The organism is Streptosporangium sp. CA-115845 (assembly GCF_050943795.1).
Classification (GTDB): domain Bacteria; phylum Actinomycetota; class Actinomycetes; order Streptosporangiales; family Streptosporangiaceae; genus Streptosporangium.
The window spans coordinates 6,631,072-6,655,741 of the sequence record NZ_CP191988.1 but is presented as its reverse complement, the minus strand read 5'-3'; the positions used below and the strand labels follow the sequence as shown (position 1 = coordinate 6,655,741).

The window sequence follows — 24,670 nt, the reverse complement described above, 5'->3', positions numbered from 1 at the left end:
GATCGCACCTGTGATTTACTTGCCGGTAATAAACGTGGGGATGGATCGTCGCACACAATGCGTTGCTGTCCCTTCGAGGTGCTAATAAGCACCCGTCAGGCATTTTCCGGCCCAGATGGAAAGCGTGGCGACGGTGTTCAGCAAGAATTCCCTCCTGCCATTGTCTGCAGCGCAGAGTGGAATATGGGACGCCCAGCGGATTATCCCTGGCGAACCGCTCTACATTGCCCAGTACATAGAGATCTCCGGCCCGGTCGACCCGGAGGTCTTCGCCGCGGCCGTGCGACTCGCCGCCGGGGAGGTCGACGCCGTTCACGTACGGATCATCGGTGGCGAGACCGAGGAGGCGGGCCGGGCCGGTCAGGTCGTCGAGGAGCGTGAGGTGCCGTGCCCGTTCCTCGACCTCGGCGGGGGAGAGCCGGGCGACGGGGGACTCGGTGCGGAGCGGGCCGCTCTGGAGTGGATGCGCAAGGACCTGCGCTCGCCGTTCCGCGAGGACGCGCTCGTGGCCACCGCCCTGATCCGGATCGCGCCCGACCGCCACCTGTGGTACCTGCGCTGCCACCACGTGGTCATGGACGGCTACAGCGGGCCGATGATCGCCCAGCGTCTCGCCGAGGTCTACACCGCGCTGGTCGACGGCCGCGACCCCGGCCCCGGCGGTTTCCAGTCGCTGGCCACGTTGCTGGAGGAGGACGCCGCCTACCGCGCCTCCGACCGTTTCCAGGCCGACCGCCGCCACTGGCACGGCAGGCTCGCCGAGCTGAGCGCGGTCCCCGCTCTCTCCCCCGGCACCGCCGCCACGTCGCGGTTCAACCGGCGGAGCGGCACGCTCGGTGAGCGCGACGCCGCCGCGCTCACCGAGGCCGCGCTCTCCCACGGTACGGCCGTCTCCGGGTTCATGATCGCGGCGATCGCGGCCTTCGTCGGGCGCCTCACCGGCGCCCGCGAGGTGGTCCTCGGGCTGGCCGTCACCGCCAGGACCACGCCCGCCGCCCGGCGAACACCGGGGATGCTCTCCAACGTGCTCCCGCTCCGCCTGGCGGTCTCCCCCAAGACGACCTTCGGCGAACTGTCCGCCCAGGTCACCCGGGAGGTCGGGCGGCTGCTGGTGCACCAGCGCTACCGGTACGAGGACCTGCGCCGCGAACTCCGCGGCACAGTGGGCGGCCGGCTGTTCGGCCCGGTGGTCAACATCATGCGGTTCGACTACGACCTGAGGTTCGCCGGTCACACCGCCGTCGCGCACCCGCTCTGCACCGGGCCCGTCGAAGACCTGTCGATCAACCTCTACGACGGCTCCGACGGGCGCGGAGTCCGCATCGACTTCGACGGCCACCCCGACCTGTACGGCGAGGCCCTGCTGGCCGACCACCACGGCCGTTTCCTGCGCTTCCTCACCCGAGCCGTCCAGGCGGGCCCCACCACCCGCGTCGGCGCCGTGGAACTCCTCGACGAGGCCGAGCACACGCTGCTGGCCGACTGGGGCGCCGCGCCACGCGAGGTGCCGCCGGGCACGGCCGTCTCCCTGTTCGAGGACCGGGTGCGATGCGCTCCCGATGCCGTCGCCGTCGTCGCGGGGGACACCGAGATCACCTATGCCGAGCTGAACGCGCGGGCCAACCGGCTGGCCCACCACCTCATCGCCCTCGGCGCCGGGCCCGACCGCTATGTGGGCCTGTCGGTGCCCCGCTCCCTGGACATGACCGTCGCGTTCCTCGGCATCCTCAAGTCCGGCGCCGCCTACCTTCCCCTCGACCCCGACCATCCGCCGGAGCGCCTGGCGACGATGCTCGCCGACGCCGCCCCTTGCGCCGTGGTGACCCACGCCGACGCCGGGTTCCACGCGCCGCCCGGCGTCGGGGTCGTCCGGCTGGACACCTGGACCGGCGACGGCCTGCCCGCCACCGACCCGGTGACCGGGCTGCTGCCGGAACACCCGGCCTACGTCGTCTACACCTCCGGATCCACCGGCCGCCCCAAGGGGGTGGTGGTCACCCACGCGGGCCTGCCCGCGTACGCGCGCACCGAGATCGACAGGTACGCGGTGACGGAGGACAGCCGGGTCCTGCAGTTCGCCCCGATCGGGTTCGACGGGGCGGTGCTCGAGTGGCTGATGGCCCTGTCGGCGGGTGCGGCGCTCGTGCCGGTGCCCGCCGGGGTGTACGGCGGCGAGCCGCTCGGCCGGTTCCTCGCCGAGGCACGCGTCACGCACGCGTTCGTCACCCCCGCCGCGCTGGCGACGGTCCCGGTCAGACCGCTCCCCGAGCTGCGGACCCTGCTGGTGGGCGGCGAGGCGTGCCGCCCCGAGCTGGTCCGCCGCTGGTCCGCCGGGCGCCGGATGATCAACGTTTACGGGCCGACGGAGACCACGGTCGTCGTCACCTGCAGCGACCCGCTGACCCTCCCCGGCGAGACCCCGATCGGCCGCCCGGTCTACGACGCCCGCCTGCACGTGCTGGACGCCGGACTACGCCCGGCCCCGCCGGGTTCTGCCGGGGAGCTGTACGTCTCGGGACCCAGCCTGGCGCGCGGATACCTGAACCGGCCGGGGCTGACCGCCGAGCGGTTCGTCGCCGACCCCTTCGTGCCCGGCGGGCGGATGTACCGCACCGGCGACCTGGTCCGCTGGGGCGCCGACGGGCAACTCCACTACGTCGACCGTGCCGACCGGCAGGTGAAGGTCCGCGGTTTCCGGATCGAGCTGGGCGAGATCGAGGCGGTACTGGCCGCGCATCCCGGCGTCGAGCAGGCGGCCGTGCTGGCCCGCCGTGACCGGGGGCCCGGGCCGGGGGGAGACCTGCGGCTGGTCGGGTACGTGGTCGGCGGCGCGGGCGCGGAGGAACTGCGCGGGCACCTGCGGCGGTCCCTGCCCGAATACATGGTGCCCGCCGCGATCGTGACGCTGGACGAGATGCCGCTGACCGCCAACGGCAAGCTCGACCGGCGTGCCCTGCCGGAACCCGCGGGGGAGACCTCGGGGCGGGAGCCCGCGACCGACCGCGAACGCCTGCTGGCCGGGCTGTTCGCCGAGGTCCTCGGCCTGCCCAGGGCCGGGGCCGACGACGGGTTCTTCGACCTGGGCGGCGACAGCATCCTCGCCATCCGGTTCGTCTCCCGAGCCCGGGAGGCCGGGCTCGCGCTCACTCCGAAGCAGGTCTTCCAGCACCAGACCCCCGAGGCCCTCGCCCTCGTCGCCCTCGCCACGGAGGAGCCCGCGGACGGTACGGATCCGGCGGGTGACGGCACGGGAAGCGTCGAGGTCACCCCGATCATCGCCTGGCTCGCCGAGGGCGAAGGGCCGATCGAGGGATTCAGCCAGAGCGCGGTGCTCCGGGTACCCCCGGATCTCGGCCTCGACAACCTGACGGCCGCCGTCCAGGTCGTGCTGGACCACCACGACGCGCTGAGGCTCCGGACGTCCACGCCTCCGGCGGGTGCCGGGGCCTGGGGGCTGGAGATCGCCCCGGCTGGAGCGGTCCTGGCAGCGGACTGCGTGCGCCGGGTGGAGGTCGTTCCGGACGAGGCGGCCGGCGAGGGCCTCGGTGTCGTGAACGGTGCGGCCGGCAGTGTTCCCGGTGTTCCCGGCGTTCCCGGCGGGGACGGTGCGCGGGTTCGGGACGTGTCGGACGAGACGGTGGCCGGGTATGCCGAGCGGGTCCGGGGTGAGCTGGATCCCGGTGCCGGACGGATGGTACGGGTCGTGTGGTTCGACGCGGGCCACGAGCGGTCCGGACGGCTTCTGCTGGCCATCCACCACCTGGCCGTCGACGGCGTCTCCTGGCGGATCCTGCTGCCCGACCTTCTCGCGGCCTGGAGCGGAGGGAGAGAGGGCACCGAGGTACGCCTGCCCGAGCCCACCACCTCCTTCCGCACCTGGGCGCGTCTGCTCCAGGCCGAGGCCGTGAACCCGGTACGGGTGGCCGACCTTCCCGCCTGGACCGCGCTCCTCGCGCCGTCCCCGCCGGCCTCACCGGCGCGGGCCTTGTCCTCGGGCGCTTTCGTCCCCACGACCGATGGCTCACTCCTTCCCGCCGCGCCGGTACGCGAGCGGGGAACCTGGGGGGAGCGGCGGGAACTGGTCGTGGAGCTCTCCGCCGACGTGGCGGGGCCGCTGCTGGGCAGCGTGCCGGGTGCCTTCCACGGGAACGCCGACGACGTGCTGCTCGCCGGGCTCGCGGCGGCGGTCGCGAGGTGGAGCGGGCGGCGTTCCGTACTCGTCGACCTGGAAGGGCACGGCAGGCAGGAGGTCCTCCCCGGCGTGGACCTGTCCGCGACCGTGGGCTGGTTCACCGCCGTGCACCCCGTCAGGATCGACGCGGGCCCCGTTGACTGGGCCGATCTCAAGAACGGAGGCCAGGCCGCGGGCCAGGCGGTCAAGCGGGTGAAGGAGCAGCTCCGCGCTCTTCCCGACCCACTGGGCTATGGCCTCCTGCGTTACCTCAACCCTGACACGGCACCCGTACTCGCCGCACTGCCCCAGCCGGAGATCGGTTTCAACTATCTCGGCCGGATCACCTCCTCCGGGCTGGACTGGGAGCCCGTAGCCGGAGGGCTGTCCGGTGGCCAGGATGCCGCCGCCCCGCTCAGGCACGGCATCCAGATCGACGCGATCGCCCTCGGTGACGTCCTCCGCGTCACCTGGACCTGGGATCCCAGCCGCCACGCCGACAACCGGATCGCCGAGCTGGCCGCCGCCTGGTCGGAGGCTCTGACCGGCATCTCCCGGCACGGCGGCGGCGGCCTCACCCCCTCCGACGTCGCGGTGGCCCTCACCCAGGACGACCTCGACGAGCTCGGCCCCGGCCTCCAGAACGTCTGGCCGCTCGCCCCGCTCCAGCACGGCCTGTTCTTCCACTCCCTGCTGGAGGTGGACGTCTACACCGCTCAGCTGACCCTGGAGCTGAGCGGCCCCCTCGACGCGCCACGGCTCAGGGCCGCCGCGGAACGCCTGATCCGCAGGCACCCCAACCTCCGGACCTCCTTCGAGCTGCGCGGCGATCCGGTGCAGCTGGTGCACCGGCGGGTGGAGGTGCCGTGGCGGGAGGTGGCGGGGACCGACGCCGAGACGGTGGCCGCCGAGGAGCGGGCCCGGCGGTTCGACCTGTCCCGGCCACCGCTGCTCCGTTTCGCGCTGGTACGGCTCGGACCCGGCAGGCACCGGCTGATTCTCACCAACCATCACATCCTGCTGGACGGCTGGTCGACACCGCTGCTGGCGGCCGAGCTGTTCGCGCTGTACTCGGGCCAGGAACCCGCCCCCGCGCCGCCGTACGAGAATTACCTGGCCTGGCTGGCCGGTCGGGACGGCGAGTCCACCCGGCGGGCCTGGGAGCGCGCGCTGGACGGCTTCGACGAGCCCGCCCTCGTCGCCCCGCACGCCCCCGCCGAGCCGGTCGCGCCCGCCAGGGTCACCGCCGAACTCGACGACAGCCGGACCAGGGCGCTCACCGCTCTCGCCCGCACGCACTCCAGCACGCTCAGCACCGTTATGCAGGCCGCCTTCGGCCTGCTGCTCGGCCGGCTGACCGGCCGCCGGGACGTCGTCTTCGGCGGTACGGTCTCCGGCCGTCCGCCCGAGCTGCCCGGGGTCGAACGCATGGTCGGCCTGTTCATCAACACCCTGCCGGTCCGGGTCCGGCTCGACCCCGCGGAAACCGTGGGTGACCTGCTGCGCAGGCTCCGCGACGAGCAGGCGGAACTGCTGCCCCACCACCACGTCGGCCTTGCCGAGATCCGGCGCGGCCCCCTGTTCGACGCGCTGCTGGTGATGGAGAACTACCCCATCGACTCCCGTAGGGCGATCGGCGACCTCGACCTGACCTCGGCGGACGTGACCGACGCGACGCACTACCCGATCACGCTGCTGGTCGTGCCGGGGGACGTGCTCCGTTTCCGGCTGCAGTACCGGCCCGACGTGTTCACCGAGGCGGAGGCCGCGGCCCTGCTCGACCACTTCCAGAACCTGCTGGCCGGACTGGTCGCCGAGCCGGACACCGCCGTCGGCCGTCTCGACGGGCTCTCCTCGGGCGAGCGCGAGCTCGTGCACTGGAACGACACGGCCGCGGACGTGCCCCGCACGACGCTGGCCGCGCTGTTCGAGGCCCAGGTCGCGCGGACGCCGGACGCGACGGCGCTGGTGTTCGAGGGGGACGAGCTGAGCTACGCGGCGTTCAACGCGCGAGCCAACCGGCTGGCCCGTCTGCTGGTGGCCGAGCACGGGGTGGGCGCCGAACGAGTGGTGGCGCTGATGCTGCCCAGGTCACCGGACCTGCTGGTCGCCATGTACGCCGTGATCAAGGCGGGCGCCGCCTACCTGCCGGTCGACCCGGAGCTTCCTGCGGCGCGGATCGCGTCGATGCTGGATGACGCACGGCCGGTTCTGGTGATCGACGGTGACTGGCTGGGCCGTGCCGACGCCTCCGGGTATCCGGCTTCCGACCTCGGTGTGCCGCTCGTGCCGGAGCGTCCGGCGTACGTGATCTACACCTCCGGTTCGACGGGGCGGCCCAAGGGGGTCGTGGTCACCCACGGTGCGATCGTCAACCGCCTGCTCTGGGCCCAGTCCGAGTATCGCCTGGGTCCGGCGGACCGCGTTCTGCAGAAGACGCCGGCCGGATTCGACGTGTCGGTCTGGGAGTTCTTCTGGCCGCTCCAGACCGGCGCCACCCTGATCGTCGCCAGGCCGGACGGGCACCGGGACCCGTCCTACCTCGCCGGGCTCATCGACTCCGAACGCATCACGGTCCTGCACTTCGTCCCCTCCATGCTGGCCGCCTTCCTGGAGGCGGTGCCCTCTCCTGGTTCGCCGGAGGTGTCCGGAACGGGTACGGCTCTTCGGTTTCTCATCTGCAGCGGTGAGGCGCTGCCGCTCGCACTCGCCGACGAGGCGGCGGCCCGGCTGGGGGTGCCGGTGCACAACCTCTACGGCCCGACCGAGGCCGCGGTCGACGTCACCTTCTGGGAGCACCGTCCCGGCACGGAGACCACCTCCGTACCGATCGGTCACCCCGTCTGGAACACCCGCCTGTACGTGCTGGATTCGTGGCTGCGGCCGGTTCCGGCCGGGGTGGAGGGGGAGCTGTACCTGGCCGGAGCGCAGCTGGCGCGGGGGTATCTGGGGCGGGCCGGGTTGACGGCGGAGCGGTTCGTGGCGTGTCCGTTCGGTGGTTCCGGTGGGCGGATGTATCGGACGGGGGATGTGGTCCGGCGTCGTGGTGATGGGGTTGTGGAGTTTGTGGGGCGGGTTGATCAGCAGGTGAAGGTGCGGGGTTTTCGGATCGAGTTGGGTGAGGTGGAGGCGGTGCTGGCCCGGCATGGGTCGGTGTCGCGGGTGGCGGTGGTGGTGCGGGAGGACCGTCCGGGGGACCGGCGGTTGGTGGCGTACGTGGTTCCGGCGGAGGGGGGTTTGGTCGAGGTGGGGTCGGTAGGTGCGGAGCCGGTGCTTGATGTGGGGGAGTTGCGGCGGTTCGCGGGGGAGGTGTTGCCGGAGTTCATGGTGCCGTCGGCGGTGGTGGTGTTGGAGGCGTTGCCGGTGACGGGGAACGGGAAGCTGGATCGGGCCGCGTTGCCGGTTCCGGGTTCTGGTTCGGGTTCTGGTTTTGGGGCGGTGTCGGCCGAGGGCGCGCGGGGTGTGGTGGAGGAGCTTTTGGGTGGGGTGTTCGCGGAGGTGTTGGGGGTGGAGCGGGTGGGGGTGGGGGATTCGTTTTTCGTGCTGGGTGGGGATTCGTTGCTGGCGATGCGGTTGGTGGGTCGGGTTCGGTCGGTGTTGGGGGTGGAGGTTTCGGTTCGGGTGGTGTTCGAGGTTCCGACGGTGGCGGGGTTGGCGGAGTGGTTGTCGCGGGAGGGGTTGGGTGGGGTGCGTCGGCGGGTGTCGGTGCGTTCTGGGGTGGGGGGTTCTGGGGTGGTGCCGTTGTCGTTCGGGCAGGGGCGGTTGTGGTTTTTGAATCGGTTGGGGGTGGGGGCGGGGGTTTATAACGTGCCGGTGGTGTTGCGGTTGGTGGGTGGGGTGGATGTGGGGGTGTTGGGGGTTGCCCTGCGGGATGTGGTGGGTCGGCATGAGAGTTTGCGGACGGTGTTTCCCGAGGTGGACGGGGTGGCGTGTCAGCGGTTGCTGGACACCGCGGAGGTGTCGTTCGACCAGGTAGGTGTCGGGGAGAGTGAGCTGGCCGACGAACTGCGGGCCTTCGCGGGACGCGGCTTCGATCTGGCGGTGGAGACGCCGCTGCGGGTGAGGTTGTTCACCCTGGATCCCGGAGAGCATGTGCTCGCCCTGGTGTTGCATCACATCGCGGGTGACGGGTGGTCGATGGCGCCGTTGGCGCGGGATGTGCTGGCGGCGTATGCGGCGCGGTCGCGGGGGGTGGCGCCGGGGTTCGTGCCGTTGCCGGTGCAGTATGCCGATTACGCGGTGTGGCAGCGGGAGTTGCTGGGGTCGGAGTCGGATCCGGGGAGTCTGGTCAGTGCGCAGGTGGCGTTCTGGCGGTCGCGGTTGGCGGGGTTGCCCGAGGAGTTGGTGTTGCCGTTCGATCGGCCGAGGCCCGCGGTCGCCTCCCACCGGGGCGGCACGGTTCCGGTGACGGTGGGGGCCGAGACGGGGCGGCGGCTCAGGGCGTTGGCGCGTGAGGCGAACGCGACGGTGTTCATGGTGGTGCAGGCCGGGTTGGCGGCGTTGCTGACCCGGTTGGGGGCGGGTTCGGATGTTCCGATCGGTTCGGTGGTGGCGGGTCGTATGGATGAGGCGTTGGACGATCTGGTGGGGATGTTCGTCAACACGTTGGTGTTGCGGACCGATACCTCGGGGAATCCGGGGTTTCGGGAGTTGGTCGGGCGGGTGCGGGAGGTGGATCTGGCGGCGTACGGTCATCAGGATCTGCCGTTCGAGCGGTTGGTGGAGATCGTCGCTCCGGCTCGTTCGATGGCCCGCCACCCCCTCTTCCAGGTGATGCTCGCCTTCCAGAACAACCCCGTCCCGACCCTCCAGCTCGACGGGCTGTCCATCTCCGTCGAGCCGTTCACCCCGGACACCGCCAAGTTCGACCTCCAGCTCACCCTTGCCGAGCGTCCCGGCGGCGGCCTCGAAGGCGGTCTGGAGTTCAGTCTCGATCTGTTCGATCGGGTGACGGTCGAGGACATGGTGGTGCGGTTCGGGCGGTTGCTGGAGTCGGTGGTGGCCGATCCGGATGTCCGGTTGAGCGAGATCGATCTGCTGGATCCGGTCGAGCGTGAGGTCATTCTCGGTGAGTGGGCGGGGCGGGGGGTGGTGTCTGCCGGGTCGACGTTGGTGGGGGAGTTCGAGGCTCAGGTGGCGCGGTCACCGCACGCGGTGGCGGTGGTGTGTGAGGGGGTGGAGGTGTCGTATGGGGAGTTGGACGCGCGGGCGGGGGTGTTGGCGGGGGTGTTGGCGGCGGCGGGGGTGGGTCCGGAGCGGTTGGTGGTGTTGGTGGTGCCGAGGTCGGTGGAGTTGGTGGTGGCGGTGGTGGCGGTGGTGAAGGCGGGGGGTGGGTATGTGCCGGTGGATCCGTCGTATCCGGTGGAGCGGGTGGCGCGGATCGTTGAGGATGCGGCTGCGGTGGTGGCGGTGGTGGTGCCGGGGACGGAGGGGGTGTTGCCGGCGGGGCTGGCGCGGGTGGTGCTGGACGGTTCGAAGGTGGTGGCGGGTGCGGGGGTGCCCTCGGCTCCGACTCCGGCTTCAGTCTCGACCTCGGCCCCAATCCCGGCCTCGGCTCCGGTTTCACCCCCGACCCGGATCCAGACCGTGGTTCCGATGCCGGTCTCGGTCTCACCCCCAGTCCTGGCCCCGGCCTCGGTTCCGGTCTCAATCCCAGCCTCAACCCCGGACTCGGTCTTGGGGGGTGGGGTGCTTCCCGGGCATCCGGCGTATGTGATTTTCACGTCGGGGTCGACGGGGCGTCCGAAGGGTGTGGTGGTTTCGCAGGGGAGTGTGACGCGGTTGCTGGCGTCGACTCGGGAGTGGTTCGGGTTTGGTGAGTCTGATGTGTGGGTGTTGTTTCATTCGTATGCGTTTGATTTTTCGGTGTGGGAGTTGTGGGGGGCGTTGTTGTCGGGTGGCCGGTTGGTGGTGGTGTCGTTTGAGGTGAGTCGTTCGCCGGTGGAGTTTTTGGGGTTGTTGGTGGAGTGCGGGGTGACGGTGTTGAATCAGACGCCGTCGGCGTTTTATCAGTTGATGGCGGCGGAGTGGGATCTGGGTGGGGTGGATTTGTCGTTGCGGTATGTCATCTTCGGCGGGGAAGCGCTGGACGGCAGCCGTATCGCCGAGTGGCATGGCCGTGGGATTTCCCTGGTCAACATGTATGGGATTACCGAGACGACGGTGCATGTCACTTATGCGTCGCTGGATGTGGACAGTACGGCCGGATTGATCGGGGTGGGGATTCCGGATTTGCGATTGTATGTGTTGGATGAGTTTTTGCGGCCGGTGCCGCCTGGTGTGGTGGGGGAGTTGTATGTGGCGGGTCCGGGGTTGGCGCGGGGTTATGCGGGGCGGGCGGCTTTGACGGCGGAGCGGTTTGTGGCGTGTCCGTTTGATGGTTCTGGTGGGCGGATGTATCGGTCGGGGGATGTGGTGCGGTGGGGTCGGGGTGGGGGGTTGGAGTATGTGGGGCGGGTTGATCAGCAGGTGAAGGTGCGGGGTTTCCGGATCGAGTTGGGGGAGGTGGAGGCGGTGTTGGCGGCGCATCCGCTGGTGGCGGATGTGGCGGTGGTGGTGCGGGAGGACCGGCCGGGGGATCGGCGGTTGGTGGCGTACGTGGTGGAGGCCGCGGCGGACGCGGCGGTGGATCTGTCGGGGGGGTTGGATGTGGGGCGGTTGCGGCGGTTCGCGGGGGAGGTGTTGCCCGATTACCTGGTGCCGTCGGCGGTGGTGGTGGTGGGGGCGTTGCCGTTGACGGGGAACGGGAAGCTGGATCGGGCGGCGTTGCCGGCGCCGTCGGTGGTGGTGTCGGGTGAGGGGCCGTTGTCGGTGCGGGAGGAGGTGTTGTGCGGCCTGTTCGCCGAGGTGCTGGGGGTCGAGGCGGTGGGGGTGGATGACGGGTTCTTTGATCTGGGTGGGGACAGCATCGTGGCGATCCGGTTGGTGGCTCGGGGGCGTGCGGCGGGGGTGGTGTTCTCGCCTCGGGATGTGTTCCGGTATCAGAGCGTGCGGGAGTTGGCCGCGGTCGCGGTCGAGGAGCGGCAGCAGCGGGGCGAGGCGGAAGACGCGGGGATCGGCTGGTTTCCAGCGACTCCGATCATGGCCTGGCTCGCGGAGCGCGAAGGTCCTGTCGCCGGTTACAGCCAGACGGTCGTCCTGCGGGTTCCTCCCGGGCTGGGGCTGGATCGTCTGACCTCCGCGGTGCAGGTGGTGCTGGATCACCATGACGTGCTGCGGTTGCGGGTGTCGGCGGAGGGGGGGTATGAGGTCGCTTCGCGGGGGGCGGTGGGGGCGGAGGGGTGTGTGCGCCGGGTGGAGGTGTCGGGGGATCTGGCCGCGGTGGTGGCCGAGGAGGCGGTCGTCTCGCGGTCGGGGTTGGATCCGGTGGCCGGGCAGTTGGTCCGGGTGGCGTGGTTGGACGCCGGATCGGGGGTGTCGGGCCGGTTGGTGGTGACGGTGCATCATCTGGCGGTGGACGGGGTGTCCTGGCGCATCCTGCTGCCGGACCTGTTCACCGCCTGGCACGCGACCGGTCAGGAACCGGTCCCGCAGGTGATCGCTCACGAAGGGGTCGCCCAACGATCGGTCCCGGGAAAGACGACGGCGCGCGAAGAGGGCACCCGGCAAGACGCGACCGCTCAAGAAGGGCTCCCTCAGGGAGTGGTCGCTCAGCTGAGCGTCCCGGTGCTGGAGCCGGTGCCCACCTCCTTCCGTACCTGGGCACACCGCCTGCACGACGAGGCTCCCAACAGGGTCGGTGAACTCGACCACTGGGCCGAGATCCTCGACGGCCCTGATCCGCGCATCGGGCGCAGGCCCCTCGATCCGCGCCTCGACACCGCCGCGACGTTGCGCGGTCTCCGCCGTACCCTGCCTCCGGAGAAGACCGAACCTCTGCTGGCGGCGGTTCCCGCCGCGTTCCACGGCCGGGTCAACGACGTGCTGCTCGCCGGGCTCGCCCTGGCCGTGACCCACTGGCGCAGGAAGCGCGGCGCCCGGGGCACCTCCGTCCTGCTCGACCTGGAGGGGCACGGCCGTGCGGAGATCTTCCCCGACGTCGACCTGTCCAGGACCGTGGGCTGGTTCACCACCATCCACCCCGTCAGGCTCGACCCGGGTCTGACCGGCTGGTCCGACGAGCGGGCCGCGGCTCAGGCGATCAAAAAGGTCAAGGAGCAGCTCAGGGCGCTGCCCGACCCGCTGGGTTACGGGATGCTCCGCCATCTCGCGCCGGAGACCGCGCAGAAGCTCGCCGAGCTTCCCCGGCCGCAGATCGTGTTCAACTACCTCGGCCGGGTCGCGGTCACCGGAGGCGACTGGAACCTGGTCCCCACCGAGATCGGCGGCTACGACCCCGGGATGCCGGTGGCACACGTCCTGGAGGTCAACGTGACCGCGCACGATCGGCCGGACGGCCCCCACCTGGAGGCCGTATGGTCCTGGCCCGAGGGGGTGCTCGACGAGGCGGATGTCGCCGAGCTGGCCGATACCTGGTTCGAGGCACTCGCCGGGCTGGCCGAGCACGGCACGGGAGGACACACACCGAGCGACCTCCTGGTCGACCTGGACCAGGGGGAGATCGACCGTATCCAAGCCGCGTGGGAGAAGCGTTGACGCAGGTCCAGGACATCCTCCCGCTCTCGCCGCTGCAGCAGGGCCTGTTCTTCCACGCCCTCCACGACGAGCACGACCTCTACACCGCGCAGGTCACCCTCGATCTGGACGGCCCGCTGGACGTCCCCGCGCTCCGTGCCGCCGCCGCCAGGCTGCTCGAACGCCACGCCAACCTGCGCGCCGCCTTCTGGCACGAGGACCTCAGCCGGCCCGTCCAGGTCATCCCGGACAGGGTCGAACCGTCCTGGCGGGAGGTCGAGGGGGCAGACCCGGCCGCGGTGGCCGCGGAGGAGAGGGCACGCCCGTTCGACCTGGCGGTGCCGCCGCTCATCCGCTTCGTTCTCGTACGGCCGGAGCCCGGCAGGCACCGGCTGATCATCACCAACCATCACATCCTGCTCGACGGATGGTCCACCCCGCTGCTTGTCACCGAGCTGTTGGCGCTCTATCTCGGTGTGGAGGCTCCGCCCGCGCCGCCGTACAAGAACTACCTGGCCTGGCTGTCCCGCCAGGACCGCGCCGCCGCGAAGGACGCCTGGGACCGGGCACTGGAGGGCATTGACGAGCCGACGCTGGTCGCGCCCGCCGCGGGCGCGCCCGTGACGCCGGGCAAGGTCGCCACCGAGCTGGGCGCCGACCTGACCGCCGCGCTGACCAGACTGGCCCGTCGCCGTGGCGTCACGGTCAACACGGTCCTGCAGGGAGTGTGGGGACTGCTGCTCGCCAAGCTGACCGGCCGCGAGGACGTCGTCTTCGGCGCGGTCGTATCGGGCCGCCCGCCTGAGTTGCCCGGGGTCGAGCGCATGGTCGGCCTGTTCATCAACACCGTGCCCGTCCGGGTCCGGCTCCGGCCCGCCGAGCCCGTCGGCGAAATGCTGGAACGCCTCCAGGACGAGCAGGCGGAGCTGATGCCCCACCATCACCTGGGGCTGACCGAAATCCAGCGCGGCATCCTGTTCGACACGGTCACCGTGCTGGAGAACTACCCGTTCGATCCCTCCACCACCGGTACCGCCCTTGGTGAGGTGCGGCTGACCGGCTTCGGTTCGACAGACGCCCACCACTACCCTCTCGCCCTCGCCGCCGTCCCCGGAGACCGACTCACCCTGCGGCTGGACCACCGGCCCGACCTGTTCAGCACCGCCGAGGCCCGGCGGCTGCTCGACCGGATGAGCCTGCTGCTCACCACGATCGTCACCGATCCGGACACGCCGGTCGGCCGGATCGGCATCCTTGACGTCGCCGAGCACAGCCAGGCCGTCGAGGAGTGGAACGACACCGGCGCACCGGTGCCGCGCCGTACGTTGCCCGAGCTCTTCGAAGCCGCCGTCGCCCGTGACCCCGAGGCCACCGCGCTGGTCCACCTCGGCGAGGCTGTCACGTACGGGCAGCTCAACGGCCGCGCCAACCGTCTGGCTCGGCTGCTGGTGGCCGAGTACGGAATCGGCCCCGAGCGGTTGGTGGCGCTGGGGTTGCGCCGTTCCGCCGATCTGGTGGTCGCGGCGCTGGCCGTGCTGAAGGCGGGCGGTGCTTACCTGCCCGTCGACCTCGGCTACCCGGAGGAACGGGTCGCCTACATGCTCGCGGACGCCGCCCCCGCCCTGGTGGTCGACGCCGACTGGCTGGCCGGGGCCGACACATCCGGATACGCGGAATCCGATCTCGGTGTGCCGCTCGTGCCGGAGCGTCCGGCGTACGTGATCTACACCTCCGGTTCGACGGGGCGGCCCAAGGGCGTCGTGGTCACCCACGCCGGCATCGCCGCCCTCGCATGCTCGCAGGTCGACAGGTTCGGGATCACCCCGGACAGTCGCGTTCTGCACTTCGCCTCGCCCAGCTTCGACGCCTCGGTGATGGAACTGCTGATGGCCTTCGCCGCCGGGGCCGCCATGGTCATTCCTCCTTCCGGCGCCTACAGCGGGGCCGCGCTGGCCGATGCCCTGCGGGAGGCGCGGGTCACCCATGCCCTGATCCCCCCGGCAGCTCTGGCCGGGGTTCCGGAGGTCTCGCTGCCCGACCTGCGGACCTTGATCGTCGGTGGGGACGCCTGCGCGCCGAACCTGGTGGACGCCTGGGCCCCCGGCCGTCTGATGATCAACGCGTACGGCCCGACAGAGGCGACCATAGCCGCCACCATGAGCGCCCCCCTGAAGGCGGGTGAGATCCCGCCGATCGGCTCGCCGGTCCGCGACGCTCGGGCGTACGTGCTGGATTCGTGGCTGCGGCCGGTTCCGGCCGGGGTGGAGGGGGAGCTGTACCTGGCCGGGCCCGGTCTCGCGCGGGGGTATCTGGGGCGGGCCGGGTTGACGGCGGAGCGGTTCGTGGCGTGTCCGTTCGGTGGTTCCGGTGGGCGGATGTATCGGACGGGGGATGTGGTCCGGCGTCGTGGTGATGGGGTTGTGGAGTTTGTGGGGCGGGTTGATCAGCAGGTGAAGGTGCGGGGTTTTCGGATCGAGTTGGGTGAGGTGGAGGCGGTGCTGGCCCGGCATGGGTCGGTGTCGCGGGTGGCGGTGGTGGTGCGGGAGGACCGTCCGGGGGACCGGCGGTTGGTGGCGTACGTGGTTCCGGCGGAGGGGGTTTCGGCAGAGGGTGTTTTGGTTGGGGTGGGGTCGGTAGGTGCGGGGCCGGTGCTTGATGTGGGGGAGTTGCGGCGGTTCGCGGGGGCGGTGTTGCCGGAGTTCATGGTGCCGTCGGTGGTGGTGGTGGTGGGGGCGTTGCCGGTGACGGGGAACGGGAAGCTGGATCGGGCGGCGTTGCCGGCTCCTGGGGTGATTTCGGAGTCGGATCGGGGGGCGCGTTCGGTGGTGGAGGAGCTTTTGGGTGGGGTGTTCGCGGAGGTGTTGGGGGTGGAGCGGGTGGGGGTGGGGGATTCGTTTTTCGTGCTGGGTGGGGATTCGTTGCTGGCGATGCGGTTGGTGGGTCGGGTTCGGTCGGTGTTGGGGGTGGAGGTTTCGGTTCGGGTGGTGTTCGAGGTTCCGACGGTGGCGGGGTTGGCGGAGTGGTTGTCGCGGGAGGGGTTGGGTGGGGTGCGTCGGCGGGTGTCGGTGCGTTCGGGGGTGGGGGGTTCTGGGGTGGTGCCGTTGTCGTTCGGGCAGGGGCGGTTGTGGTTTTTGAATCGGTTGGGGGTGGGGGCGGGGGTTTATAACGTGCCGGTGGTGTTGCGGTTGGTGGGTGGGGTGGATGTGGGGGTGTTGGGGGTTGCCCTGCGGGATGTGGTGGGTCGGCATGAGAGTTTGCGGACGGTGTTTCCCGAGGTGGACGGGGTGGCGTGTCAGCGGTTGCTGGACACCGCGGAGGTGTCCTTCGAGGTTGTCCGCGTCGACGCCGACACGCTCGGGCCCGCGCTGGCGGCCGAGGCGGGGCGGGGCTTCGACCTGACCGTGGAGACGCCATTGCGCGCCCGCCTCTTTGAGCTTGACTCCTCCACCCGGATCCTGCTTCTGGTGTTGCATCACATCGCGGGTGACGGGTGGTCGATGGCGCCGTTGGCGCGGGATGTGCTGGCGGCGTATGCGGCGCGGTCGCGGGGGGTGGCGCCGGGGTTCGTGCCGTTGCCGGTGCAGTATGCCGATTACGCGGTGTGGCAGCGGGAGTTGCTGGGGTCGGAGTCGGATCCGGGGAGTCTGGTCAGTGCGCAGGTGGCGTTCTGGCGGTCGCGGTTGGCGGGGTTGCCCGAGGAGTTGGTGTTGCCGTTCGATCGGCCGAGGCCCGCGGTCGCCTCCCACCGGGGTGACACGGTCCGGCTGGAGATCAGCCGGGAGGTTCACCGCGGCCTGGTGAAGCTGGCGCGTGAGGCGAACGCGACGGTGTTCATGGTGGTGCAGGCCGGGTTGGCGGCGTTGCTGACCCGGTTGGGGGCGGGTTCGGATGTTCCGATCGGTTCGGTGGTGGCGGGTCGTATGGATGAGGCGTTGGACGATCTGGTGGGGATGTTCGTCAACACGTTGGTGTTGCGGACCGATACCTCGGGGAATCCGGGGTTTCGGGAGTTGGTCGGGCGGGTGCGGGAGGTGGATCTGGCGGCGTACGGTCATCAGGATCTGCCGTTCGAGCGGTTGGTGGAGATCGTCGCTCCGGCTCGTTCGATGGCCCGCCACCCCCTCTTCCAGGTGATGCTCGCCTTCCAGAACAACCCCGTCCCGACCCTCCAGCTCGACGGGCTGTCCATCTCCGTCGAGCCGTTCACCCCGGACACCGCCAAGTTCGACCTCCAGCTCACCCTTGCCGAGCGTCCCGGCGGCGGCCTCGAAGGCGGTCTGGAGTTCAGTCTCGATCTGTTCGATCGGGTGACGGTCGAGGACATGGTGGTGCGGTTCGGGCGGTTGCTGGAGTCGGTGGTGGCCGATCCGGATGTCCGGTTGAGCGAGATCGATCTGCTGGATCCGGTCGAGCGTGAGGTCATTCTCGGTGAGTGGGCGGGGCGGGGGGTGGTGTCTGCCGGGTCGACGTTGGTGGGGGAGTTCGAGGCTCAGGTGGCGCGGTCACCGCACGCGGTGGCGGTGGTGTGTGAGGGGGTGGAGGTGTCGTATGGGGAGTTGGACGCGCGGGCGGGGGTGTTGGCGGGGGTGTTGGCGGCGGCGGGGGTGGGTCCGGAGCGGTTGGTGGTGTTGGTGGTGCCGAGGTCGGTGGAGTTGGTGGTGGCGGTGGTGGCGGTGGTGAAGGCGGGGGGTGGGTATGTGCCGGTGGATCCGTCGTATCCGGTGGAGCGGGTGGCGCGGATCGTTGAGGATGCGGCTGCGGTGGTGGCGGTGGTGGTGCCGGGGACGGAGGGGGTGTTGCCGGCGGGGCTGGCGCGGGTGGTGCTGGACGGTTCGAAGGTGGTGGCGGGTGCGGGGGTGCCCTCGGCTCCGACTCCGGCTTCAGTCTCGGTTCCGACCTCGACCCCAGACCTGACCCCAGCCTCGACATCGACATCGACATCGACATCGGCTTCAGCCCCGGCCCCGGCTTTGGTTCCGGTTGTGGGTGGGGGGCGGGGGGTTCTTCCCGGGCATCCGGCGTATGTGATTTTCACGTCGGGGTCGACGGGGCGTCCGAAGGGTGTGGTGGTTTCGCAGGGGAGTGTGACGCGGTTGCTGGCGTCGACTCGGGAGTGGTTCGGGTTTGGTGAGTCTGATGTGTGGGTGTTGTTTCATTCGTATGCGTTTGATTTTTCGGTGTGGGAGTTGTGGGGGGCGTTGTTGTCGGGTGGCCGGTTGGTGGTGGTGTCGTTTGAGGTGAGTCGTTCGCCGGTGGAGTTTTTGGGGTTGTTGGTGGAGTGCGGGGTGACGGTGTTGAATCAGACGCCGTCGGCGTTTTATCAGTTGATGGCGGCGGAGCGGGATCTGGGTGGGGTGGATTTGTCGTTGCGGTATGTCATCTTCGGCGGGGAAGCGCTGGAGTTGGGGCGGCTGCGTGACTGGTACGACCGCCATCCCGAGAATGCGCCGCTGCTGGTGAATATGTATGGGATTACCGAGACGACGGTGCATGTAACCTATTTGCCACTGAATCGTGGAATGGTGGAGGAGAGTGCTCCGAGTGTTATTGGGGTGGGGATTCCGGATTTACGGTTGTATGTGTTGGATGAGTTTTTGCGGCCGGTGCCGCCTGGTGTGGTGGGGGAGTTGTATGTGGCGGGTCCGGGGTTGGCGCGGGGTTATGCGGGGCGGGCGGCTTTGACGGCGGAGCGGTTTGTGGCGTGTCCGTTTGATGGTTCTGGTGGGCGGATGTATCGGTCGGGGGATGTGGTGCGGTGGGGTCGGGGTGGGGGGTTGGAGTATGTGGGGCGGGTTGATCAGCAGGTGAAGGTGCGGGGTTTCCGGATCGAGTTGGGGGAGGTGGAGGCGGTGTTGGCGGCGCATCCGCTGGTGGCGGATGTGGCGGTGGTGGTGCGGGAGGACCGGCCGGGGGATCGGCGGTTGGTGGCGTACGTGGTGGAGGCCGCGACGGGCGCGGTGGTGGACGCGGTGGTGGAGTCGGCCGGCGGCCCGGTTGGGGATGGGAGGGCGTCGGGGGGTGCGGGTTCGTCGGATGTGCCGGGTGCGGAGCCGTCAGGCGTGTCCGGTGCACCGGCCCCGTCGGATTCGTCGGGGGGGTTGGATGTGGGGCGGTTGCGGCGGTTCGCGGGGGAGGTGTTGCCCGATTACCTGGTGCCGTCGGCGGTGGTGGTGGTGGGGGCGTTGCCGTTGACGGGGAACGGGAAGCTGGATCGGGCGGCGTTGCCGGCGCCGTCGGTGGTGGTGTCGGGTGAGGGGCCGTTGTCGGTGCGGGAAGAGGTGTTGTGCGGCCTGTTCGCCGAGGTGCTGGGGGTCGAGGCGGTGGGGGTGGATGACGGGTTCTTTGATCTGGGTGGGGACAGCATCGTGGCGATCCGGTTGGTGGCTCGGGGGCGTGCGGCGGGGGTGGTGTTCTCGCCTCGGGATGTGTTCCGGTATCAGAGCGTGCGGGAGTTGGCCGCGGTCGCGGTCGAGGAGCGGCAGCAGCGGGGTGAGCCGGAAGGGGCGGGGGTCGGCTGGTTCCCCGAGACCCCGATCATGGCCTGGTTGCGTGACCTGACCGGGCCGATCGGTGACTTCAGCCAGACGGTCGTCCTGCGGGTTCCTCCCGGGCTGGGGCTGGACCGTCTGATCTTCGCGGTGCAGGTGGTGCTGGATCACCATGACGTGCTGCGGTTGCGGGTGTCGGCGGGCGGGGAGTGTGAGGTCGCTTCGCGGGGGGCGGTGGTGGCGGACGGGTGTGTGCGCCGGGTGGAGGTGTCGGGGGATCTGGCCGTGGCGGTGGCCGAGGAGGCGGTCGTCTCGCGGTCGGGGTTGGATCCGGTGGCCGGGCAGTTGGTCCGGGTGGCGTGGTTGGACGCCGGATCGGGGGTGTCGGGCCGGTTGGTGGTGACGGTGCATCATCTGGCGGTGGACGGGGTGTCCTGGCGCATCCTGCTGCCGGACCTGTTCACCGCCTGGAACGCGATCTCTCAGGGAGTCGTCCCGGTGCTGGAGCCGGTGCCCACCTCCTTCCGTACCTGGGCACGCCGCCTGCACGACGAGGCGGCCCGCAGGACCGGCGAGCTCGATCACTGGACCCGAACGCTCGGTGGCGGCACCGGGCGGCTGGATCCGTCCACGGACACCTTCGCCACCCAGCGCCACCTCACGCTCGAACTTCCCGCCGATGTCACCGTTCCGCTGCTCACCCGGCTCCCGACGGCGTTCCGCGGCCGGGTCAACGACGTGCTGCTCGCCGGGCTCGCCCTGGCCGTGACCCGCTGCACCGGGCAGCGGGAGGTCCTCCTCGACCTGGAGGGACACGGCCGTGCGGAGATCTTCCCCGACGTCGACCTGTCCAGGACCGTGGGCTGGTTCACCACCATCCACCCCGTCAGGCTCGACCCGGGCCCCGCCGACTGGACCGACCTTTCGGGGCCCACCGCCGCGCGGGCGATAAAACAGGTCAAGGAGCAGCTCCGTGCGACTCCCGGCGAAGGCGTCGGTTACGGCCTGCTCCGCCACCTCAACCCCGTCACCGCGCGGGAACTGGCCCGCTGTCCCGTACCGGAGCTGGCTTTCAACTACCTCGGCCGCGTCGAGGCCGCCACAGGTGCGGACTGGTCCCCGGCGGCCGAGTCGGAGGCGGTGGGCGGAGGGCACGCGGCCGACCTCGCGCTCCCGCACGCGCTGGAGGTCAACGCCTTCACCAGGGACCTGCCGGACGGGCCGCGCCTCTCGGCGACCTGGTCGTGGGCCGGGCGCCTGTACGGCGAGGAGCAGGTCAGGGAGCTGGCCGAGGCGTGGTTCACCGCCCTCACCGGCCTGTCCCGACACACCGGAGACGGCCTGACCCCGTCGGACCTGCTGATCTCCATCAGCCAGGAAGAGATCGACGCGTTCGCGGCGGAACTCGACGCGGAGTGGAGCGCACGGTGAGTCAGCTTGAGGACATCCTGCCGTTGTCGCCGCTGCAACAGGGCCTGTTCTTCCACGCCCTGTTCGACGAGGCGGCGCCCGACGTCTACACCGCGCAGCTCGTGCTGGAGCTGGAGGGCGCCCTCGATGTCCCCGCGCTGCGGGACGCGGCCTGTCGGCTGGTGCACCGTCACGCCAACCTGCGGGCCTCGTTCCGGCAGCGGGCGGGTGGCGATCCGGTGCAGCTGGTGCACCGGCGGGTGGAGGTGCCGTGGCGGGAGGTGGCGGGGACCGACGCCGAGACGGTGGCCGCCGAGGAGCGGGCCCGGCGGTTCGACCTGTCCCGGCCGCCGTTGATGCGGTTCGTGCTGGTACGGAGTGGTCCCCAGAGATACCGGCTGGTTTTCACCAACCATCACATCCTGCTGGACGGCTGGTCGACACCGTTGCTGGCGGCCGAGCTGTTCGCGCTGTACTCGGGCCGGGAACCCGCCCCCGCGCCGCCGTACCGCAACCATCTGGCCTGGCTGGCACGCCAGGACCGGGCCGCCGCGCGGGAGGCGTGGTGCCGTGCCCTGGACGGGGTCGCCGGGCCGACCCTCGTCGCCGCGGACCTCGCCACCCGGACGCCGGTGAATCCCGGATGCGTCCGAGCCCATCTCGACGAGGATCTCACCGGCCGGCTCACCTCCGTCCTGCGCGCCCGATCGCTCACCCTCAACACGGCGGTCCAGGGGGTCTGGGCGCTGCTGCTGGCCCAGCTGACCGGCCGCGACGACGTCGTCTTCGGCGGTACGGTCTCCGGCCGCCCACCCGAGCTGCCCGGTGCCGAACGCATGATCGGGCTGTTCATCAACACCCTGCCGGTCCGGGTCCGGCTGCACCCCGCCGAGACCCTGGCCGGGCTGCTCGAACGCCTCCAGGCGGAGCAGTCCGAGCTGTTCGCCCATCACCACCTCGGCCTGTCCGACATCCAGCGCGCCTGCGGGCTGGGGCAGCTCTTCGACACCATGACGGTCCTGGAGAACTACCCTCTCGACACCGCGACCCTGAACGGCCGTTCCGTGGAAGCGGGCGTGGAAGCGGGGCCGCGGCTCGTGGGTGCCTCGGGCAGCGACGCGACCCACTATCCGCTGGCCCTGGCGGTCGTCCCCGGTGAGCGGCTCTCCCTGCGACTCGACCACCGCCCCGACGTCGTCCCCCACGCCGAGGCCGTCAGGCTCCTGGACAGGCTCGTCCTTCTTCTCAAGGCCGTCGCCACCGACCCCGGGCTGCCGCTCGCCCGGCTCGACCCGCTCTCCGCCGACGAGCGCGTCCGGATCCTTGACGACTGGAACGGCCCCGAACCCCCGCCCGTGCCCGGGGCCGCGACGACGATCGCGACTGCCTTCGCCGAGCGGGTGCGGCGGGCACCGGACGCCGAGGCCGTCGTCGGCGACGGTTTCTCCCTCACCTACGCCGAGCTGGACGACCGGGCCAACCGGCTGGCTCACCGGCTGATCGGGCTGGGCGTCCGCCCTGAGACGCCGGTCGCGGTCCTGCTCGGCAGGTCCGCCGACGTGGTCGTGACGACCCTGGCCATCGCCAAGGCGGGGGGAGCCTACGTCCCGATCCACCACGGCCACCCACCGGACCGGATGAACTGGGTGATGGCCGACACCGGCGCTCCCGTACTGGTCACCGACCGCGCCCCGGGATTCGAGCACGCCGCCCAGGTGATCCGGGTGGACGAGCCCGTCCCGGCCGATCCGGCACCGCCGGAGCCGCGGGTCGAGGTTCACCCCGAGCATCTCGCGTACGTCATCTACACCTCGGGTTCGACGGGAACGCCGAAGGGGGTCGCGGTGCGGCAGCGCGACGTCGTGGCCCTGGCCGCGGATCGCAGGTGGGAGCGGCACCGGCGGGTGCTGATGCACGCGCCGCACGCCTTCGACGCCTCCACCTACGAGATCTGGGTGCCGCTGCTCCGTGGCGGTACCGTCGTCGTCGCGCCGCCGGGCGACCTCGGTCCCGACACGTTCGCCGGCCTCGTCACCAGGCACCGCCTGACCGCGCTGTTCATCACGACGGCACTGTTCAACCTGGTCGCGGAGGAGGCGCCGGGCACGTTCGCGCCGCTCGCCGAGGTCCTCACCGGAGGTGAGGCAGCCTCGGCCGCGGCCATGCGCCGGGTGCTGGCGGCCTGCCCGCGGACCCTGCTCGGCCATGTCTACGGGCCCACCGAGACCACGACGTACGCCACCCATCACCCGCTCTCCGAGCTCTCCCGCGCCGGCACGCCGCCCATCGGGCGGGCCATGGACGGCATGCGCGCCTACGTGCTGGACGGCTTCCTGCGGCCGGTCCCGCCGGGGGTGCCGGGCGAGCTGTACCTGGCGGGCGCCGGGCTGGCCCGCGGTTATCTCGGGCGCCCGGCGCTGACCGCGGAACGGTTCGTCGCCTGCCCGTACGGCGGGCGGATGTACCGGACCGGGGACGTGGTCAGATGGTCGGCGGACGGCGAGCTGGAGTACCTGGCCCGTGCCGACCGCCAGGTCAAGATCCGGGGGTTCCGCATCGAGCCGGCGGAGATCGAGGCGGCCCTGGCAGGGCACCCGGGTGTCGTCCAGGTGGCCGTGACCGTCCGCGACCGCCGCCTGCTCGCCTACGTGGCCGGCACCGTGGCGCCCGAGGAACTGCGGCGGTTCGCCGGGCGGACGCTCCCCGAGTACATGGTGCCGTCGTCGGTGATCGGCCTGGACACGCTGCCGCTCACCCCGAACGGGAAGGTGGACCGCGCCGCCCTGCCCTCGGAGTCCGCCCCCACCGCGGGGCGCGACCCTCGCACCCCCGAGGAGGAGTCGCTCTGCCGGCTGTTCGCCCAGGTGCTCGGCCTGGAGCGGGTCGGCGCCGACGACGGATTCTTCGACCTGGGGGGTGACAGCATCGGGGTGATCCGGCTGGTCTCCCTCGCGGCGCGGGAGGGGCTGGTGATCAGCCCGCGCGAGGTGTTCGCCCACCAGACGGCCGAGGCGCTCGCCCGCGCTCGGGGGGAGAGCACGCGGGACCTGGGAGAGGGAGGTCTGGAGATGCTGCTCCCGCTGCGTGCCTCGGGCTCCCGGCCGCCGCTGTTCTGCGTGCACCCCGGTGCCGGGCTCGGCTGGCCGTACGCCGGACTGCTCCGCCACTTCGGCCCTGACCAGCCCCTTTACGCCTTCCAGGCCAGGGTGCTGGCCGAGCCCGACTACGTGGCCCCATCGATCGAGGCGATGGCCCTGGACTACCTGGAGCGCCTGTTCCAGGTCCGGCCGCACGGGCCGTACCGGCTGGCGGGCTGGTCGATGGGCGGCCTGATCGCCCACGCCATGGCCGTGGAGCTGCGCGAGCGAGGGGAGGAGGTCACGCTGCTGGCACTGCTGGACTCCTACCCGGGCCAGGAGATCAACCCGGACGAGCGTGACGTGCTGGTCGAGTTGCTCTCGGCCATCGACTACGACGGGCCGGGCGAGATCGGCGACGTCGTGGAGTTCCTGCGCGAGCAGGGCGGCCCGTACGCCACGCTGGACGAGCGGACGCTGACGGCGGTCTACCGGAACTACCGGAACGGTGTGAAGATTTCCGAGGAGTACGCGCCGAGGATGTTCGAGGGGGATGTGCTCTTCGTGACCGCGGCTCACGGCCGTGAGGAGGGCGGTCCCACGGCCGCCGACTGGAAGCCGTACGTCACCGGCGCCATCCATGATCACCAGGTCGCCTGCGACCATGCGAACATGTTGAGTCCAGGACCCGTCGCGGAGATCGCCGCCCTTCTCAGAGAGGACACAGAGTGAGCAGCAACCCATTCGAGGACCCCGAGGGCGTCTATCTGGCGTTGATCAACGACGAGGGCCAGTATTCTCTCTGGCCCGCCTGGTCGGAGATCCCGGCGGGCTGGACCGTCGCCTTCGGCGAGGACTCCAGGCAGGCCTGCCTGGACCACATCGAGACCAACTGGACCGACATGCGGCCCAACAGCCTGATCAGGGCAACCGAACAGTGAGCGGCCGAG

At 70.8% G+C, this 24,670-nt stretch carries 4 protein-coding genes; all 4 read left to right on the top strand.

The window, feature by feature from the left end; all coding sequences use genetic code 11:
• Window positions 1-160 precede the first annotated feature (160 nt).
• The 4 genes from ACQP0P_RS31925 to ACQP0P_RS31910 are packed head-to-tail and all read left to right on the top strand — an operon-like array spanning window position 161 to window position 24,661.
• Window positions 161-12,766: an amino acid adenylation domain-containing protein gene (locus ACQP0P_RS31925; protein ID WP_433361774.1), complete on the top strand. Its 12,606-nt coding sequence runs from the start codon at window positions 161-163 to the stop codon at window positions 12,764-12,766.
• Window positions 12,763-20,664, top strand: a complete 7,902-nt coding sequence (locus tag ACQP0P_RS31920) for an amino acid adenylation domain-containing protein (protein ID WP_433361771.1) — start codon at window positions 12,763-12,765, stop codon at window positions 20,662-20,664. Before ACQP0P_RS31925 ends, ACQP0P_RS31920 begins: the two co-directional genes overlap by 4 nt.
• Entirely contained in the window at window positions 20,661-24,452 is a 3,792-nt protein-coding gene (locus ACQP0P_RS31915) for an amino acid adenylation domain-containing protein (protein WP_433361768.1), read from the top strand. The genes ACQP0P_RS31920 and ACQP0P_RS31915 overlap by 4 nt, the downstream gene beginning before the upstream one ends.
• A complete protein-coding gene (locus ACQP0P_RS31910) occupies window positions 24,449-24,661 on the top strand; it encodes an MbtH family protein (RefSeq protein ID WP_433361765.1) in 213 nt (70 codons plus the stop codon). Before ACQP0P_RS31915 ends, ACQP0P_RS31910 begins: the two co-directional genes overlap by 4 nt.
• Window positions 24,662-24,670 lie beyond the last annotated feature (9 nt).